We start from the raw sequence: 15025 nt of genomic DNA on the forward strand, positions 1-15025 counted from the left end.
GTTGGCGCAATTCTAGAGAGTCTTTGCCGCCACTCTGCACAAATGTTGAAAATTTTACTTGAGGTGGGCTGTCGTCGGATAGGGTGCTATGGCAGAACACACGAATCGGCGACGGTTCATCGCGCTGGCAGGAAGCACGGCGGCAGTCGCGATCGCTGGCTGTCTCGATGGCGGGTCGGACGAGGAGACGACCGAGGGTCCGATGGACACCGGGATGACCGAGTCTCCTGGTATGGATGGCGGTATGACCGAGACGCCAGGGATGGACGACGGCATGACCGAAACCCCTGGAATGGACGATGGGATGATGGAAGGGCCGGTGACGGTCACGGTGCGGATCGAGAACGTCGCACCGACGGACTACTACGACTCGATGACCTCGACCAGCGGCGCGATCTGGCTCACTCCGGGGGCGTTCGCGATCCACACCGGACAGAACCCGATCTACACCGAGGGCGAGGCCGCTTCGATCGGCCTGGAAGCACTCGCTGAGGCGGGTCTGTCGACTGGCTTCGAGGGCGAGACCGGGCTGGTCGAGGAACTCCAGGGCATGGAGATGGGCGTCCAGTCGGCCGGCGCGTTCACGCCCGCAAACACGGTCGCGGATCCCAACGACCCGATGGGCGAGGTGCCCGGCGCGCCGCCGATCGCTCCCGGTGGCGCCTTCGAGTTCGACGTCGAGGTCGAACCCGGTCAAAAGTTCTCTTTCGCGATCATGTACGTCCCCTCGAACGACCTGTTCCTCTCGCCCGATCCTGCGGGGATTCCGCTGTGGCCCGAAGACGGCGAGCCCGTCTCGGGAGACGTCACCGAGCACGTCGCGCTGTGGGACGCCGGCACCGAACCCAACGCCCAGCCGCCGGGCGAGGGTCCAGATCAGGCACCCGCACAGGACAGTCCCGACCAGGGTGACGACGAGATGGGGACCGTCCGGCGCGTGAGCGGGATGATGGACACCTACGACTACCCCGCGGTCGAGGACGCGATCCGGGTGACGCTGACGCCCCACGAGACGATGGACGGCTGAGCCCCCGCAGGCGCCCCGGTCAGCGGACGCGCGTCGTCCGATAGAACGCCGCCGTCGCGAGCGCGCCGACGACCGCGAGCGCCGCCAGTGCCCGGGCGAACGGATCGAGTGCGACGCTCCCGGAGAAGCCAGCGTCGACGGCGAGTTCGGTGACGGCGTGGCCGGGGAGGTACGTCGCGAGCCACAGCTGGTCGTCCACGGTCGGGTTCTGGAGGAAGAACACGTCGAACATCGGAACGAACAGCATCGTGTAGACGCCGGCCAGCCGCCCGAGGACGAGCCCCACGAGCACGCCGACGAGGCCGTAGGTCAGGCCCGCGAGCACACTCGCCGCGACGAATACGGCAAGAGATTGGGGGACGTACCCGACCGCGAGGACCGCCAGCCCGACCGCCGTGGCGACGACGCTCGCGACGACGAGTAGGCCGATCCGCGCGGCGATCACCTGTGCAGGGTGGTAGCCGGCGAGGACGAGCCGTCCGTCGGCCTCGCGAGCGGCCTGCATCAAGAACAGGCCGGCGATACCGCCGATCAACCCGGCCAGCAACGGGATCAACAGGACGCCGTACAGATCCGCCGTCGCGACGACGCGCTGGCCGTCGCCGGGAACGGTGATCGCCATCTCGCTGGCGGGCAGCACGTAGACGAAGATGCCGACGAAGTACACCGGCAAGAACAGCAACAGGGCGAGCAGGACGGGCGTGCGGGCGTACTCGCGCAGCCCCATCTCGAAGGCCCGGCTCACCCTGGCGACGCTACCCACGCAGGACACCTCCGTTTCCGGTCACCCGGACGTAGACGGCGGCGACGACCCCGAGCAAGCACAGGATGTACGCGCCCGTCACCAGCGCATCGCCCGTCGCGATCGAGCCGTCGACGGCCGACTGGAAGACCTGGTGTGGGTGATAGAGGGGGAACAGTTCGACGAGTCGGGTGTCGATCTCGACCATCCCCGAGGAGAGAAAGTCGTCGGCGTCGACCAGAAAGACGAGGACGAGCGACCCCTCCAGCGCCCGGGGGAGGACCGCGCCGACGAGCATCCCGAGCAGGCCGTAGACCAGTGCCGCGGCCGCGAGCGCGAGAAACGCGACCGCCGGCAGGGCCACGTCGACGCGCCAGAGCAGCACCGCCAGCGAGACTGCGGCGACGATCAGGCTCGCCGCGAGCACCGTCGCCAGTCTGGTCACGAACAGTTCGGCTCGCGAGTACCCACACAACTGCAGCCGTTCGTCGGCCTGGACGGCGCTGATGACCTGGAACAGTCCCATCACGCCCGAGAGGAACGCCGCGGCGTAGATCGCGCCGTTGAGTCGCCCCATCGTCTCGGCGTTCATCTCCATGAACGGGAACTCCGGAAACGCCGTCATCGCGTAGCCGTACCCCTCGATCACGACCAGCGGCAAGGCGAGCAAGACGGCGACCTGGATCGGTTCCCGGAGGAACGCCCGGACCGCCGCGCCGACGCCGACGCTGATCCGGTCGGCGCGACCCACGTCAGTCACCGGCGTTCACCCCCGGCGTCGACCCGTCCTCGCTCGCGGCGACGCCCGAGCCGCGACCGCTCGACGCATCGGGCTCGCGGTCGGTCACGTCCGTCAACGCGCCGTCGGCGAGTTCGACGATCCGGTCGAAGCGCTCGCGCTCGCTGACGAAGTGGGAGATGATCGCGATGGCGGTTCCCTGCTCGGTCAACTCCTCGGTGAGGTTCCAGAACGCCAGATACGTCTCCCAGTCGAAGCCCGTGTAGGGTTCGTCCAGCAGCAGGACGTCCGGGTCGTGCATGAGCGCGACCGAGAGGTTGATCTTCTGTCGGTTGCCGCCGCTGAGGTGGTCGACCCGGTAGTCCAGGAACTGCTCGAAGCCCAGCAGGTCGGCGTAGTGATCGCGTGCCTCGGCGATCTCGCCGTCGTCCATCCCGTAGGCGGTCCCGAACAGTCGGAACGTCTCGCGGACGGTGAGTCGATCGTACAGCAGCGGCTCCTGGGGACACCAGCCGACCGCGCCGTCGACTGCGACCGCGCCCTCGTCCGCGCCGAGCGCGCCGACGAGGATCTGCATGAGCGTCGACTTGCCCGCACCGTTCTCGCCGACGATCCCGACGATCTCGCCGGCCTCGATCTCGACACCTGCACCCTCCAGCACCTCGACGGTCCGCCCGACGAACGGGAGCACCGACTCGTAGGTCTTCGAGATCTCGTCCGCGCGGAGCACGACCTCGCCGTCGAGTTCGCTGTCGCCGTTTCGAAGTCGTTTCTCTATATTCGGCATATACCGAATATTCTGTACAAAACGATTTATTACTTGTGGTCACCTAGGTCCGGCCATGAGCGAGACAGACGAGGCAGTCGCGGCGGCACGCGAGGAGGTGATCGAGGCGCTGGCCCGCTCGGCCGACGTCTACGGACTCAAACGGAGTTACGGCCGGCTGTACGGGATCCTCTTTTTCGCCGAGGAGCCGCTGAGTATGGACGACCTAGCCGAGCGCAGCGAGTACGCCAAATCGACGGTGAGCACGGCGATGAAGACGCTCGAACGGTATCACTTCGTCCACCGTCGCTCGATCCCGGGCGAGGGAAAGAAGGCCTACTTCGAGGCCGAGACGGACTTCTGGCACATCTTCCAGGAGTTCCTCCAGCGCGAGGCCACCCGCGAGATACAGATCATGACGCGCGCGCTCGACTCGGCGGCCGAGGAGTTGGCAGACGCCGACAGCGACCAGGCCCAGCGCGACCTCCAGAAGATCCGGAGGCTCCAGTCGGTGTACAGCCAGTTCGAGACGCTGGTGAACGTCTTCACGAGTCAATCGACGGAGCGAGTGATGAGCATGGTCAAGAAACTGCGGTCCTGATAGTGGTCATCGCGGTGGTCGGTACTGTTCGGCCTCGTAGATCGCGCCCGCAATCACAGCCAGCACGAGTATCAGTCCGACGAAGAACTCGATCGCCGGCAGATCGCCGCTGTTGAGCCAGACGAGGACGTCCTCGAACCCCAGGATCACGAACAGGATCGCCAGCAGGATCACCCCGTGTCTACCGATGTGTAGATCGACCATACTTGGCCTTGGTCGCCGGACCACTACAATCCCACTCCCCGATCCGAGACGTATTTCCGAACCCCTATGGTGGTCCCGGGGCCACACACAGCCAATGAGTGACATCGAGAGTCTCAAGGGCTTCTACGATCGCTACCCCGAGGAGTTCGCTGCCTGGCGGGAAGTCATCGACGTCGTCGAGACCACCGCCGCGGAGTTCGGCTTCCGGGAGATCAACACCCCTGCGGTCGAGCGCCAGAAACTCTACGAGATCAAATCCGGCGAGGAACTGCTCGAACAGACCTACTCCTTCGAGGACAAGGGCGGCCGGAAGGTGACGTTGACGCCCGAGCAAACCCCCACTCGCGCCCGGCTGGTCCAGCAGCGTAAAGACCTCAAAACGCCGATCAAGTGGTACGACACCTCGAAACGCTGGCGCTACGAGAACGTCCAGAAAGGGCGCGATCGCGAGTTCTTCCAGACCGACATCGACGTCTTCGGCATCGAGAGCGTCGAGGCCGACGCCGAGGTCATCGCCGTCGCCGCCACCATCTACGAGCGTCTCGGCGTTGCCGACCGCGTGGAATTTCTGATCAACGACCGCACGCTGCTCGACGCCCTGCTCGACGCCGAGGGGATCGAGAATACGGACGAGGTCATGGGCGTCATCGACGACAAGGAGAAGCTCTCCCGCGAGGAGTTCCTCACTGCGTTGCGGAACGCGGGCGTCACTCACGAATCCGCCGAGCGAGTGGACGAACTTACCTCGATTCGGGGACCGATCGCCGAGGAGGTCGACCGGTTGCGCGACCTCGCACCCGACGACGAGGCCGCTCAGGATGCAGTCGACCGGATGGCCGACCTCGCGGCGGCCCTGGAATCGTACGGCGTCGCCGACGTGTGCAAACTCGATCTGTCGATCGTCCGCGGCCTCGCGTACTATACAGGACTGGTGTTCGAGGCCTTCGACAGCGAGGGCGAGTTGCGGGCGCTGTTCGGCGGTGGGCGCTACGACGACCTCGTCAGTCTGTTCGGCAGTCAAGACGTGCCGGCCGTGGGCTTTGCCTTCGGCTACTCGACCACGCGCGAGTTGCTCAAAAAGGAGGGCGAGTGGCCCGCCGAGGAACTCTCGACGGACGTCTACGTCGCCGCCGTCTCCGCGGACGTTCGGGACGAAGCACTCTCGTTTGCCAGTGATCTCCGGATGGAGGGGCTGGTGGTCGAGACCGACCTCGCGGACCGCGGCCTGGGCAGTCAGTTCGGCTACGCCGACAGCATCAACGCCGACACCGTCCTGATCGTCGGCCAGCGCGACCTGGACAACGGCGAAGTCACGGTGCGGGACATGGACAGCGGCGACGAAGAACAGGTCCCGATCGAGGATCTGGTCGACGAAGTGGCCTAGTCACGCCGTTTTTTGACACTGCCGCCAGTCTCTCTCACCAGTGAGCGACGACCGCGACCAGTCTACGGCCAGTGACGGCCGCGACCAGCCAGACGACACGATGCGCGAGCGTGCGAGCACCAGCGGGACGTGGTTCGACCTGCTCGTCGAGACGAATCGCCTCCTGCTGGTCGCGGGGCTGTTCGTCACCATCTTCGGGGCGCTGCTGGCCCTCGGAGTGGTCATTCCCAGCGCGGGCCCGCTGTTCATCAGCGGCGACCCGATCGAGACCGCCTTCCAGGCGTTCGTCGGGGCGACGATCACCGGCGTCACGCTCGTGGTGACGCTCAACCAGCTCGTGCTCTCCCAGGAGTTCGGGGCTGTCGGCGACCAGCGCGAGCGCATGGACGCTGCCGTCCAGTTCCGCGAGGACGTCGAGTCGACCCTCGACGCGGCGATCAGCCCGCCCGAACCCGCCGCCTTCCTCCGGGCGCTCGTCGACGTCACAGGCGAGCGCGCCGAGACGCTACGCGAGCGCGTCGCCGAGGACGACTCGCTGGACGAGGCGGTTCGCGACCGAGTGACGACGCTGGCCGCGGACATCGCCGCGAACGCCGACGCAGTCGGTGAGGCGCTCGACGGTACGCAGTTCGGGACTTTCGAGGTGGTCTCTTCGGCACTTGATTTCAACTACTCCTGGAAGCTCTACAGTGCCCGCCGCGTCCGGGCCGAAGACGGCCAGCAACTCACCGACGAGCAGTCCGAAGCGGTCGAGGAGTTGATCGACGCTCTGGAGTTGTTCGGCCCCGCCCGCGAGCACTTCAAGACGCTCTACTTCCAGTGGGAACTGACGGCACTCTCGCGGATCATCCTCGCGGCCTCGCTGCCGTCGCTGGTGGTCTCGGTGTCGATGGTGCTGTTCTACGATCCGGCCGCAATCGCCGGGTCGATCGCGGGCGCTCCTCTTTCGCTGTGGATCGTCGCAGGCGCGGTCGCGGTCGCGCTGGTCCCGTTTCTCGTCTTACTCTCGTACGTGCTCCGGATCGCGGTCGTCACGCAACGGACGCTGTCGATCGGGCCGTTCACACTCAGGGAGACCGATCGCGAGGAGTCGATCGACTGGGAGTGACTCCCCGGAGTGGCTGACGGGCGTTCACTTTCCGAGGACCGCCCGGGGGATTTATACACGGCCCGCCTAGAGCCTCACACATGCCAAAAGTCGAAGTTTCGTTGCCGGATCGGATCGAGACCGAGATCGCTCGGCTGGTCGAACAGGGCGAATTCGTCAATCGTGACCAGGCCGTCGAGGAGTTGCTGACGATGGGCGTCTCCGCGTACGACGTCGAAGAAGAGTCAGAGACGACCGTCGAGGAAGACCTGTTCACCCAGACCGTCGAGGACCAGCAAGATCCCGCGATGCACGACGAACCGCAGGACGACGGCTACACGTTCTGATCGTTTGGGTCAACAGTCAAGAGGAACACGCCGTACCATCAGCCGTGGACAGAACTGCACTCGAAACGGAACTCCAGGACATCTTCGACGCCGACCAGCGGGCCGCTCGCGTCGTCGCTCGCCAGGCCCGTGACCTCGCCGACTCCGGCCGGTTCGCCGACGATCTCGGGATGGAACTGTCGGTCGAAATCGTACGCTCGAACCTCGAAGACGCTCCCGCCGACTATTCCCTGGTCGAGCGGTGGAACTGGTGGCTCGGCTCTCTCGAACTGTCTCACGGTGGCTACGAACGGTTCCAGATCCGTGACGGCGCAGTGTAGCGCTCCCTGTCCGGCGTCGCCGGGTCCGATACCTATTTTGGCCTCACAACGAAATCACAGGTATGGATCTACAGGGAAAGCGAATTCTCGTCACCGGGGGTGCGGGACTGATCGGATCGCGACTCGCGACCCGACTCGTCGCGGACAACGACGTCCGCGTCGTCGACGACCTCTCGAACGGCATCCGTGAATCGGTGCCCGAGGCCGCCGAGTTCCTCCAGGGCGACCTCACCGACGAGGCCGTCGTCGCCGATGTCGTCACCGAAGACCTCGACGCAGTCTTTCACCTCGCGGCGGACAAGTACGTCAACACTGACCGCCCGCGCGAGCAGATGGAAGTCAACGAGGCGATGACGTTCAACGTCCTCGAACGCATGGACGAGGTCGGCGTCGACAACGTCCTCTTTACCTCGTCGTCGACAGTGTACGGCGAGGCCCCGATGCCGACGCCCGAAGACTACGCGCCGCTGGAACCCATCAGCGTCTACGGCGCGAGCAAACTCGCCGAAGAGGGGTTGCTGTCGGTGTACGCCCACAGTCACGACGTCACGGTGTGGAACTTCCGCTTCGCCAATATCGTCGGCCCGCGCTACGGCGCCGGGGTCGTCCCCGACTTCGTCTACAAACTGCAGCAGGACCCTGAATCGTTAACTATCCTCGGGGACGGCCGCCAGGAGAAATCGTACATGCACATCGAGGAGTGCATCGACGCGATGTGTCACGTCGTCGAACGTTCTGAGGGAGAGATGAACACCTACAACCTGGGGACGCGAACGACGACGTCGGTCACGCGGATCGCCGACATCGTCAGCGAGGAGATGGGGATCGACCCGGACTACGAGTACACGGGCGGTGACCGAGGCTGGACTGGTGACGTCCCGAAGATGCGACTGTCGGTCGAGAAACTGTCGGCGATCGGCTTCGAGCCCGAGCTATCGAGCGACGAATCGGTCCGGCGGGGCGTGCGTGACTTACTCGATGGTGCGGAGAACGAGCCCCACCTGGGCTGATCGCTCCGAGACGTAGTTTGAAGGGGAGAAGTACGGTGACGTGCCTCGGCACGTCCTGAACGGATCGTATCCAGCGCGTATCCTGGCGCTCGACTCGCGTGTCGGCCCTGGCGGGCGAACGCCCGTCGGGCCGACCCAACGTGTAGCCGGTATGCGCCGGTGGCGTACAGACCGGCGCACCACCCACGACGCCGACACCTGGGGGGATAGGGGGAGAGCGTCCCGGGATCTGTCCGGCCGCAATCACTGGATTCGATCCATCCGAGTCGACTGTCCCCGCGACATTAATTCCCCGTCAGCGTTTTCTCGTTGTGAAATGACCCAGTGGGTGAACAATCCTTTTTTGCCCTCTCGCATGAAAGGGCCACTCGTGTCCGACGACGACAGGAGTATCGAAGAGATCCTCGATACCATCGGCGATAAACACGCCCGACGGGTCCTCGCCGCAATCAGCCGCGAACCCAAGTCCGCCAAGGAGCTCAGCGAAGAGTGTGATCTGTCGCTGCCGACGGTCTACCGACGAATCGAGATGCTCGAAGAGTACAAACTGGTAACCGACCGAACGCTCGTCGCCGAGGACGGCAATCACTACAAGGTGTTCGAGTCGAACTTCGAGAGCACCGTCATCAGCCTCGAAGACGACGAGTACAAGGTCCGGATCTACCGCACTGAGAACCTCCCCGACCGCTTCAGCCAACTCTGGGACGAACTCGGCTCGGAGTGAGAGCACTCGCCCGTCTGACGCTCGGCTGACGCCCGTCTCCCGAGCGATGGAAATAGCTTAGTGGCTCACGAGCGCTTCTTCACGCAGACGATTGGTATGGCCGACATCACTATCTGGATCGCGAGGGGCGTACTGATCCTGCTCCGGCTGGCGCTGTTCGGACTCTCGTTGGGGCTGACAGTCATCAGTTTTCAGGCCTACACGAAACAGCAGAGCGAGCGCTTGCAGTACGCGTTCGTCGGATTCGCGTTCATCAGCATGGGCGTAGCCGTCAGCAACGTCATCGCACAGATCGGCTGGATCGCCAGCGACCAGGAACTCGTCCGGATCTTCTTCCAGGCCTCCGAGACCATCCCCTTCATCGTCGGGTTCGCCATGCTGTATCTCTCGCTGTACCGCTGATCTGTGAGGAAATTTGTAACGAAACTTTCTTTACTGATACTGTTGACTCTCGGACAACGGGGTGAGGGAGATGCCAGAATGCCAGAACTGCGGTTCGTTCGTCACGAAAGCGTACGCACGAGTGTTCACGCCACGTGGGGTGACCGACCCACGCGTCTGTCCCGACTGTGAGGACAAACTCAGAGACGGAGCCGATGTCCGCGAAGCGCGGTCGCCGCGCCACTCCTGACGGCGGGGCGGTCGCTCGCCGACATCGCGTCCAGGTGGGGACACACAGGCGCCCGTAGCGGCGCTGGAACCGGGAGCCGAAAGTCACGTTGCTTATGAAGGAGCAGCCCGTTTCTAGGTGCAATGACTGAGGCAAGTCCCCAGATCGTCCGCCTGTTCGGCGGACCGGGGAGCGGGAAGACCACTGCGCTACTCGACCGCGTCGAGGAGTTGCTCGAAGACGAGGACGTCGACGTTCGGGACGTGCTGGTCGTCTCCTACACCCGGGCGGCCGCCGCGGAGATCCGCGAACGCCTCGCCGAGCGCCTCGACATCTCGCCGCGGACGCTGAAAGGCAACGTGTGCACGATGCACGCGAAAGCTTACGAACTGCTGAATCTCTCTCGCGGCGACGTCGTCGGCGAGAAGGACAAAAAGGAGTTCTGCGAGCAGTTCGGCCTGGATTTCGAGGACGAGTACGAGGGCGCACGCCGCCGGACCGCCCGCTCGACGACGATGGGGAACAAGATTATCGCCACGAGCCAGTGGCTCCAGCGCACCCGCCGTGACGTCGCCGACTGGTACGACGTCCCCTTCCAGTGGAACGACGAGGAAGTCCGGCTGCCACCAGACATCGACGACAACGCCCAGACCGGGAACAAGTATACTCCCACGTGGCCCTCAGACGACGACCGGATCGACGTCCCCGAGGCCATCCGCGGGTGGCGAACCTACAAGGGCGAGAACGGGCTGGTCGGGTTCGCGGACATGCTCGAACGCGTCAAGCAGCGCTCGCTGCTGCCGAGCGTCGATTACCTGATTATCGACGAGTTCCAGGACATCACGACCCTGCAGTACGACGTCTACGAGGAGTGGAAACCCCACATGCGGAAGATCCTCATCGCGGGCGACGACGACCAGGTCGTCTACGCCTGGCAGGGCGCCGACCCCGACCTGCTGCTGGACGAGGACGTTACGGACGACGAAATTCTGCCGAACTCCTACCGCCTCCCGTCTCGCATTCTGAACGTCGTCAACCGGCAGGTCAGCCACATCGACAAGCGCCAGGAGAAAGACCTCAATCCCCGCAAGGAAGGCGGTTCCGTCGAGGCTGTCCAGAGCCCGTCGATGCTCGATCTGTCGCGAAACGTCAAAGCGACCATCGAGGAAGACGAGGACGGGACGGCGATGGTTCTCTTTCGGGCGCGCTACCAGATGTTCCAGTTCATCGATGAGTTCATCGGCGAGGGCATTCCGTTCAAGTGCCTGACCGACCAGCGGATGTGGACCGACCGGCTCACCCAGTACGTCCGCGGGATCGAACATCTGGAGGCCGAGGAGCAACTGACCGCGCTGGAGGCGCGCCGACTGGCTGATATGCTGGTCGACTCGGCCTTTGGTACGGGTGAACGCGACGATCTGTTCGACGCGATCGACGAGATCACCGACGCTGCCGAGACCGAGGATCTGGAGGAGATCGCGGTCAATCCCGACGTGATCAGCGACCACGTCCCGTTCGCGCCCGACGCCGCAGCGGCCTCGGACATGCTGCGGAAGGTGACGAGCTTCCAGGAACGCACAGTCGACGCGTACTTCGGTGGCGACTACGAGGGGATGGACCCCAACCGCCTGCGCCTGGGGACGATCCACTCCGCGAAGGGTCGCGAGGCCGATCACGTCTTCGTCGCGACGGATCTGACCGAGAAGGTGGTCGAGCAGATGGCCGCGACCGTCGAACAGGAGGGAATCGATGTCCCGGAAGTCGAGGAGTTCACCAAGCACACCTCGCCCGTCCCGACGCTGACCGACAACGAACGGCGTGTGTTCTACGTCGGGATGTCCCGGGCTCGCGAACGCCTGGTCATCCTCGAGAACCTCGTCGACGGCGCGCCGACGCTGCCGCTGGACGTGCTGCTGGACAACGAACCCGTCGAAATCGACCCGCAGCAGTTACTCGACGAGGCTCAGGGGATCGCCCCCGCGAAGTAGGTCACTCTCGGGCTACGTCGCGAGCACCGACCTCTGATTCTTTCGCGACTTCCGTCCACGCCCCGCTGTAGAACCGCCCGGTGTTGACGGCTGCTTTCACGTAAAAATCGGCCACGATCGCGACATAGATCGCCGGCAGACCGAATCCGAGGCCGACAGGGACCGAGACCCCGAAGACTGCGACCGCGAACCCGGCCGGCAGCGCCACGGCAGCGATCGGGAGTCTGACGAGGTATGTCCCCAGGAACGTCCCGTAGAGTGGGAATCGAGTGTCGCCGGCTCCGCGGAGGCTGCCGCGCATGGTTCGCGAAATCGAGAAACCAGCGATCGCGACACCGAAGACGCGGACGAACGTCACCGTCAGGTCGACGTGGTCGGTCCCGAACGCCAGCGCGATCGGACGGGCGAAGAAGACGATCACGACGCCGATCAGCAACTGGGAGATCAGCGCGATTCGGAGGGTCTGCCAGCCGTAGTCGGCGGCTTCCTGATCGTTGCCGGCGCCGATCGCCTGGCCGACGAGGGTCGAAGCGGCGGTCGAAAAGCCCCAGGCTGGCATCAGCGCGAGCAGAACGACCCGGCGACCGATGGCGTAGGCGGCAAGCACGGGCGTCCCGAACACCCCGAGAACGAACAGGAAGGGGAATCGGCCCAGCGACTGCAACAGCCGCATCCCCGCGAGCGGGCTGGCGACGCGGGCGATCTCGCCGAGGAGGTCGAGATCGAACAGGGGACGCTGGAGGCGTAACTGGACGGTGAAGCGCCCGGAGGCAAGCAGCGCGAAGAAGACCACGGCGGCGACGGCGTTGGCGACGGCGGTCCCGATGGCAGCGCCGGCGATCCCGAGTCTCGGGGCGGGACCGAGCCCGAAGATGAGCACGGCGTTGAGGAGGACGTTCGTCGGGAGAGTGAGCAGGCGGACGTACATCGGCGTGCGGGTGTCGGCCCCGCCCGCCAGCGCTCGGGAGGCGATCAGGCTGAAGAACCGAAAGGGCAGCGAGAGCATGACGATCGCGAGGTAGGTCGCGCCGAGAGTGACCGTCGCTGGGTCGTCGGTCAGGACGCCGATCAGGGGTTCGGCGTAGAGCCAGGAGACCGCGGCGAGCGGGAGCGAGATGGCGAGCGAGAGCCACAGCGACTGGGTGACAGCGAGGTCGGCGCGGGCGTGTTCCCCTGCGCCTTTCAGTCGGGAGACGACGCTGATCGTGCCGCTGGTGACCGCCAGCGACAGACCGAAACCGACGAAGTAGTACTGAAAGCCGAGTTCGAGCCCGGCGATGGCCGTGTCGCCGAGCGCGAGCCCGACCATCAGGAAGTCGGCCATCCGAAGGAGCACGCGCAACCCACCGGTGACCATCACCGGTGCGGCCAGATCGAGCGCGTCCGTGGCTTTGACCCGGTCGAGAAGCCCGAGCCGGGACAGGGCGGCGGGATACCACTCCAGCACGGCGCGCAGCGACTGACGAATCCCCATTCACTCGCGGATGGGACGGCACCGACAGGTGTCTTTCGACATTTCCGAATCTGAAACTGCACGAGACGCTTATACGCTTCGGGGCTGAGGTTGGGATAGGCTGATGGCAGGAGATCCAGTGGTAACCGTCCTCGATTTGGACGGGCGGCTCGACGAGATCGTCGAGGCGACCCGCAGAGGTGGGATCGAGGACGTCCGGACGGTAGCGACGGTCGAGGGGATCGACGAGGCAACCGACTGCGTGATCGTCCCGGACTCGAAGTCCGCTGGCGTCGACGGGATCGAGCTTTGCCGGCGGGTCCGCGAGTTGATCGGCGACGTTCCTGTCGGAGTGTATGCGTTCGAGGGAGAGATCGACCACACGTTCGGGCTCCTCGAACACGGTGCGGACACGGTCGTGTCGGTTCCGCCGGAACGACCGGCGTTGCTGGCCACGCGAGTACGCCGGCTGGCCGGTGTCGCAGACACCGAACCGCTCGAACAGCAGTTCCGATCCTTTCTGGAGCACTATCCCGAACAGATATTCTTCAAGGACCGCGAAGGGACGTTCGTCAACGCGACGCGGTCGGACGTCTTCGACGGCTACGACATCAGCGCCGAGGACGTGTTCGGGCTCTCGGACTACGAACTCTACCGCGACGAACTGGCGGAAGAACTCTTCGCGGAGGAACAGGAACTCCTGGCACGTGCAGAGAGCCTCGACGGCAAGATCGAACACTATCTCGAAGACGGCGAGGACAGGTGGGTCTCGACGACGAAAGTCCCGCGATACGACAGCGACGGGGAGTTGCTGGGGCTGGTCGGCAACGTCCGGGACGTCACCGACATCAAGCGTCAGGAGCGGACGATGGCGGCGCTGCACGAGGCGAGTCGGCGACTGGTCAGAGCCGAGACCAGCGAGGACGTCGCGCGGACGGCGATCGACATCGCCGCGGAGAGTGGACTGCTCCCGGAGGCCCGTGTCGATCTCTTCGAGACGGGAACGTTACAGACGGTTGCGACGACGGATACGGCCCTCGACTGGGACGACACGTCGTTCCGTCGGGCGGGAGCCGCTGGCGTCGCGCAGTACCGGACAGCGACTGATGCGTTCGTCTCGATCGACGTCGACGACCACGATCATCGAGAGTTGTCGTTGCCGGCGGGAATCGAGTCGGTGGTCGGACTCCGGATCCCGCTGGGCGAGCACGGCGTTTTCGGCGTGGATACGACTGGGGAGACTCTCGATCCGTTCACCGTCGAACTGGCGTACGTACTCGCATCGAATACCGAGGCGGCGCTCGACCGAGCCGTCCAGGAGCGACAGCTGGACCAGCAGGCAGCACGCCTGGAGGAGTTCGCAGCGTTGAGTTCCCACGAGCTACGCAATCGCCTGCAGATCGCGCTGGGGACTGCAGAGCGCGCGCAGGCGCAGGGGGACCTCGACGCGGTCGAAGACGTGATCGAGACGCTGGGACGGATGAATCGGCTGGTCTCGCAGTTGCTCGCGCTGGCGCGAACGGGCTCTGCGGCCCGGGGTAGCGAGTCGATCGCGCTCTCGGGGATCGGCGATGTCGCCTGGACTGCCGTCGAGAGCGCGACGGCGACGCTGACCGTCGAGAGCGACGGAATTGTCACGGCTGATCGGGACGGGCTGTTGGAGGTACTGGAGCTGGTGTTCCGGACGGTCGTCGACGGCGGTGGTAGTGACGAGGCCCGAGTCGGGACGCTCGAGGATGGCTTCTACGTCGAGGACGACGGGACTGCGATCACGCCCGAACAGCGAGAGGAGTTGCTCGAACCGACTTACTCCGCCGTCAACGAGGCGACTGGCGACAGCGTCCACCTCGTGGCGACGATCGCCGACGCCCACGACTGGGAGGTCTCCGTGACCGAAGCCGGCGGGAAGACCCGGATCGCTTTCCGGAACGTGGAGATCGCACACGTGAAGTAGCAGTCCAAAGTGCACGGCCGGCCGACAGAACGAAGTGACCTACACCCGGGGCAGAATCGTGACGTGAAA

Annotated in this window: 17 protein-coding genes; 12 read left to right on the forward strand and 5 right to left on the reverse strand. The window is 64.9% G+C overall.

Going from position 1 to position 15025, the window contains the following annotated elements:
• Window positions 1-88 precede the first annotated feature (88 nt).
• The gene (locus DV733_RS05350; protein WP_049994154.1) at window positions 89-1027 is read left to right on the forward strand and encodes a spondin domain-containing protein; all 939 of its coding nucleotides are present in this window, start codon (window positions 89-91) and stop codon (window positions 1025-1027) included.
• Window positions 1028-1046: 19 nt separating this feature from the next.
• Here DV733_RS05350 and DV733_RS05355 read toward each other — a convergent pair whose 3' ends face one another.
• From DV733_RS05355 to DV733_RS05365, 3 genes are read right to left on the reverse strand one after another with little or no spacing between them, the layout of a single operon-like run.
• Window positions 1047-1790: a hypothetical protein gene (locus DV733_RS05355; protein WP_136342286.1), complete on the reverse strand. Its 744-nt coding sequence runs from the start codon at window positions 1788-1790 to the stop codon at window positions 1047-1049.
• Window positions 1783-2529, reverse strand: coding sequence for a hypothetical protein (locus DV733_RS05360; protein ID WP_136342287.1), 747 nt, complete (start codon window positions 2527-2529; stop codon window positions 1783-1785). Before DV733_RS05360 ends, DV733_RS05355 begins: the two co-directional genes overlap by 8 nt.
• Window positions 2522-3295: an ABC transporter ATP-binding protein gene (locus DV733_RS05365; RefSeq protein WP_049994157.1), complete on the reverse strand. Its 774-nt coding sequence runs from the start codon at window positions 3293-3295 to the stop codon at window positions 2522-2524. The genes DV733_RS05360 and DV733_RS05365 overlap by 8 nt, the downstream gene beginning before the upstream one ends.
• Window positions 3296-3350: 55 nt before the next feature.
• Here DV733_RS05365 and DV733_RS05370 point away from each other — a divergent pair, with 55 nt between their 5' ends.
• Entirely contained in the window at window positions 3351-3875 is a 525-nt protein-coding gene (locus DV733_RS05370) for a GbsR/MarR family transcriptional regulator (protein ID WP_049994158.1), read from the forward strand.
• A gap of 6 nt (window positions 3876-3881) precedes the next feature.
• On the opposite strand, the gene DV733_RS05375 is transcribed toward DV733_RS05370, so the two are convergent.
• Window positions 3882-4079: a hypothetical protein gene (locus DV733_RS05375; RefSeq protein ID WP_049994159.1), complete on the reverse strand. Its 198-nt coding sequence runs from the start codon at window positions 4077-4079 to the stop codon at window positions 3882-3884.
• Window positions 4080-4173: 94 nt separating this feature from the next.
• Here DV733_RS05375 and hisS point away from each other — a divergent pair, with 94 nt between their 5' ends.
• From hisS to DV733_RS05415, 9 genes are all read left to right on the forward strand, one after another.
• Window positions 4174-5463, forward strand: coding sequence for a histidine--tRNA ligase (gene hisS / locus DV733_RS05380; protein ID WP_049994160.1), 1290 nt, complete (start codon window positions 4174-4176; stop codon window positions 5461-5463).
• A 100-nt stretch (window positions 5464-5563) separates the two neighbouring features.
• Window positions 5564-6571, forward strand: coding sequence for a hypothetical protein (locus tag DV733_RS05385; RefSeq protein ID WP_049994334.1), 1008 nt, complete (start codon window positions 5564-5566; stop codon window positions 6569-6571).
• Window positions 6572-6651: 80 nt separating this feature from the next.
• Entirely contained in the window at window positions 6652-6897 is a 246-nt protein-coding gene (locus DV733_RS05390) for a DUF7120 family protein (protein ID WP_049994161.1), read from the forward strand.
• A 44-nt stretch (window positions 6898-6941) separates the two neighbouring features.
• A complete protein-coding gene (locus tag DV733_RS05395; RefSeq protein WP_049994162.1) occupies window positions 6942-7217 on the forward strand; it encodes a hypothetical protein in 276 nt (91 codons plus the stop codon).
• 62 nt (window positions 7218-7279) lie between these two features.
• Window positions 7280-8227: an NAD-dependent epimerase/dehydratase family protein gene (locus tag DV733_RS05400; protein WP_049994163.1), complete on the forward strand. Its 948-nt coding sequence runs from the start codon at window positions 7280-7282 to the stop codon at window positions 8225-8227.
• 370 nt (window positions 8228-8597) lie between these two features.
• On the forward strand, window positions 8598-8951 hold the full coding sequence (locus DV733_RS05405; protein ID WP_237560489.1) for an ArsR/SmtB family transcription factor: 354 nt from the start codon (window positions 8598-8600) through the stop codon (window positions 8949-8951).
• A 96-nt stretch (window positions 8952-9047) separates the two neighbouring features.
• Complete coding sequence (locus tag DV733_RS05410) at window positions 9048-9353, forward strand: DUF7521 family protein (protein WP_049994335.1); 306 nt, start codon at window positions 9048-9050, stop codon at window positions 9351-9353.
• A 70-nt stretch (window positions 9354-9423) separates the two neighbouring features.
• Window positions 9424-9582, forward strand: coding sequence for a DUF7563 family protein (locus tag DV733_RS17260; RefSeq protein WP_170178687.1), 159 nt, complete (start codon window positions 9424-9426; stop codon window positions 9580-9582).
• 122 nt (window positions 9583-9704) lie between these two features.
• Window positions 9705-11549, forward strand: a complete 1845-nt coding sequence (locus DV733_RS05415; RefSeq protein ID WP_049994165.1) for a UvrD-helicase domain-containing protein — start codon at window positions 9705-9707, stop codon at window positions 11547-11549.
• Window position 11550: 1 nt separating this feature from the next.
• Here the strand turns inward: DV733_RS05415 and DV733_RS05420 are convergent, their stop codons facing one another.
• Window positions 11551-13023 (reverse strand): MATE family efflux transporter, encoded by a 1473-nt coding sequence (locus tag DV733_RS05420; RefSeq protein WP_049994166.1) that lies wholly within the window; start codon window positions 13021-13023, stop codon window positions 11551-11553.
• A 103-nt stretch (window positions 13024-13126) separates the two neighbouring features.
• Here DV733_RS05420 and DV733_RS05425 point away from each other — a divergent pair, with 103 nt between their 5' ends.
• Entirely contained in the window at window positions 13127-14956 is a 1830-nt protein-coding gene (locus tag DV733_RS05425; protein WP_049994167.1) for a hybrid sensor histidine kinase/response regulator, read from the forward strand.
• The last annotated feature ends 69 nt before the right edge of the window (window positions 14957-15025 follow it).

Origin of the sequence: Halapricum salinum (assembly GCF_004799665.1) — an archaeon.
Lineage (GTDB): Archaea > Halobacteriota > Halobacteria > Halobacteriales > Haloarculaceae > Halapricum > Halapricum salinum.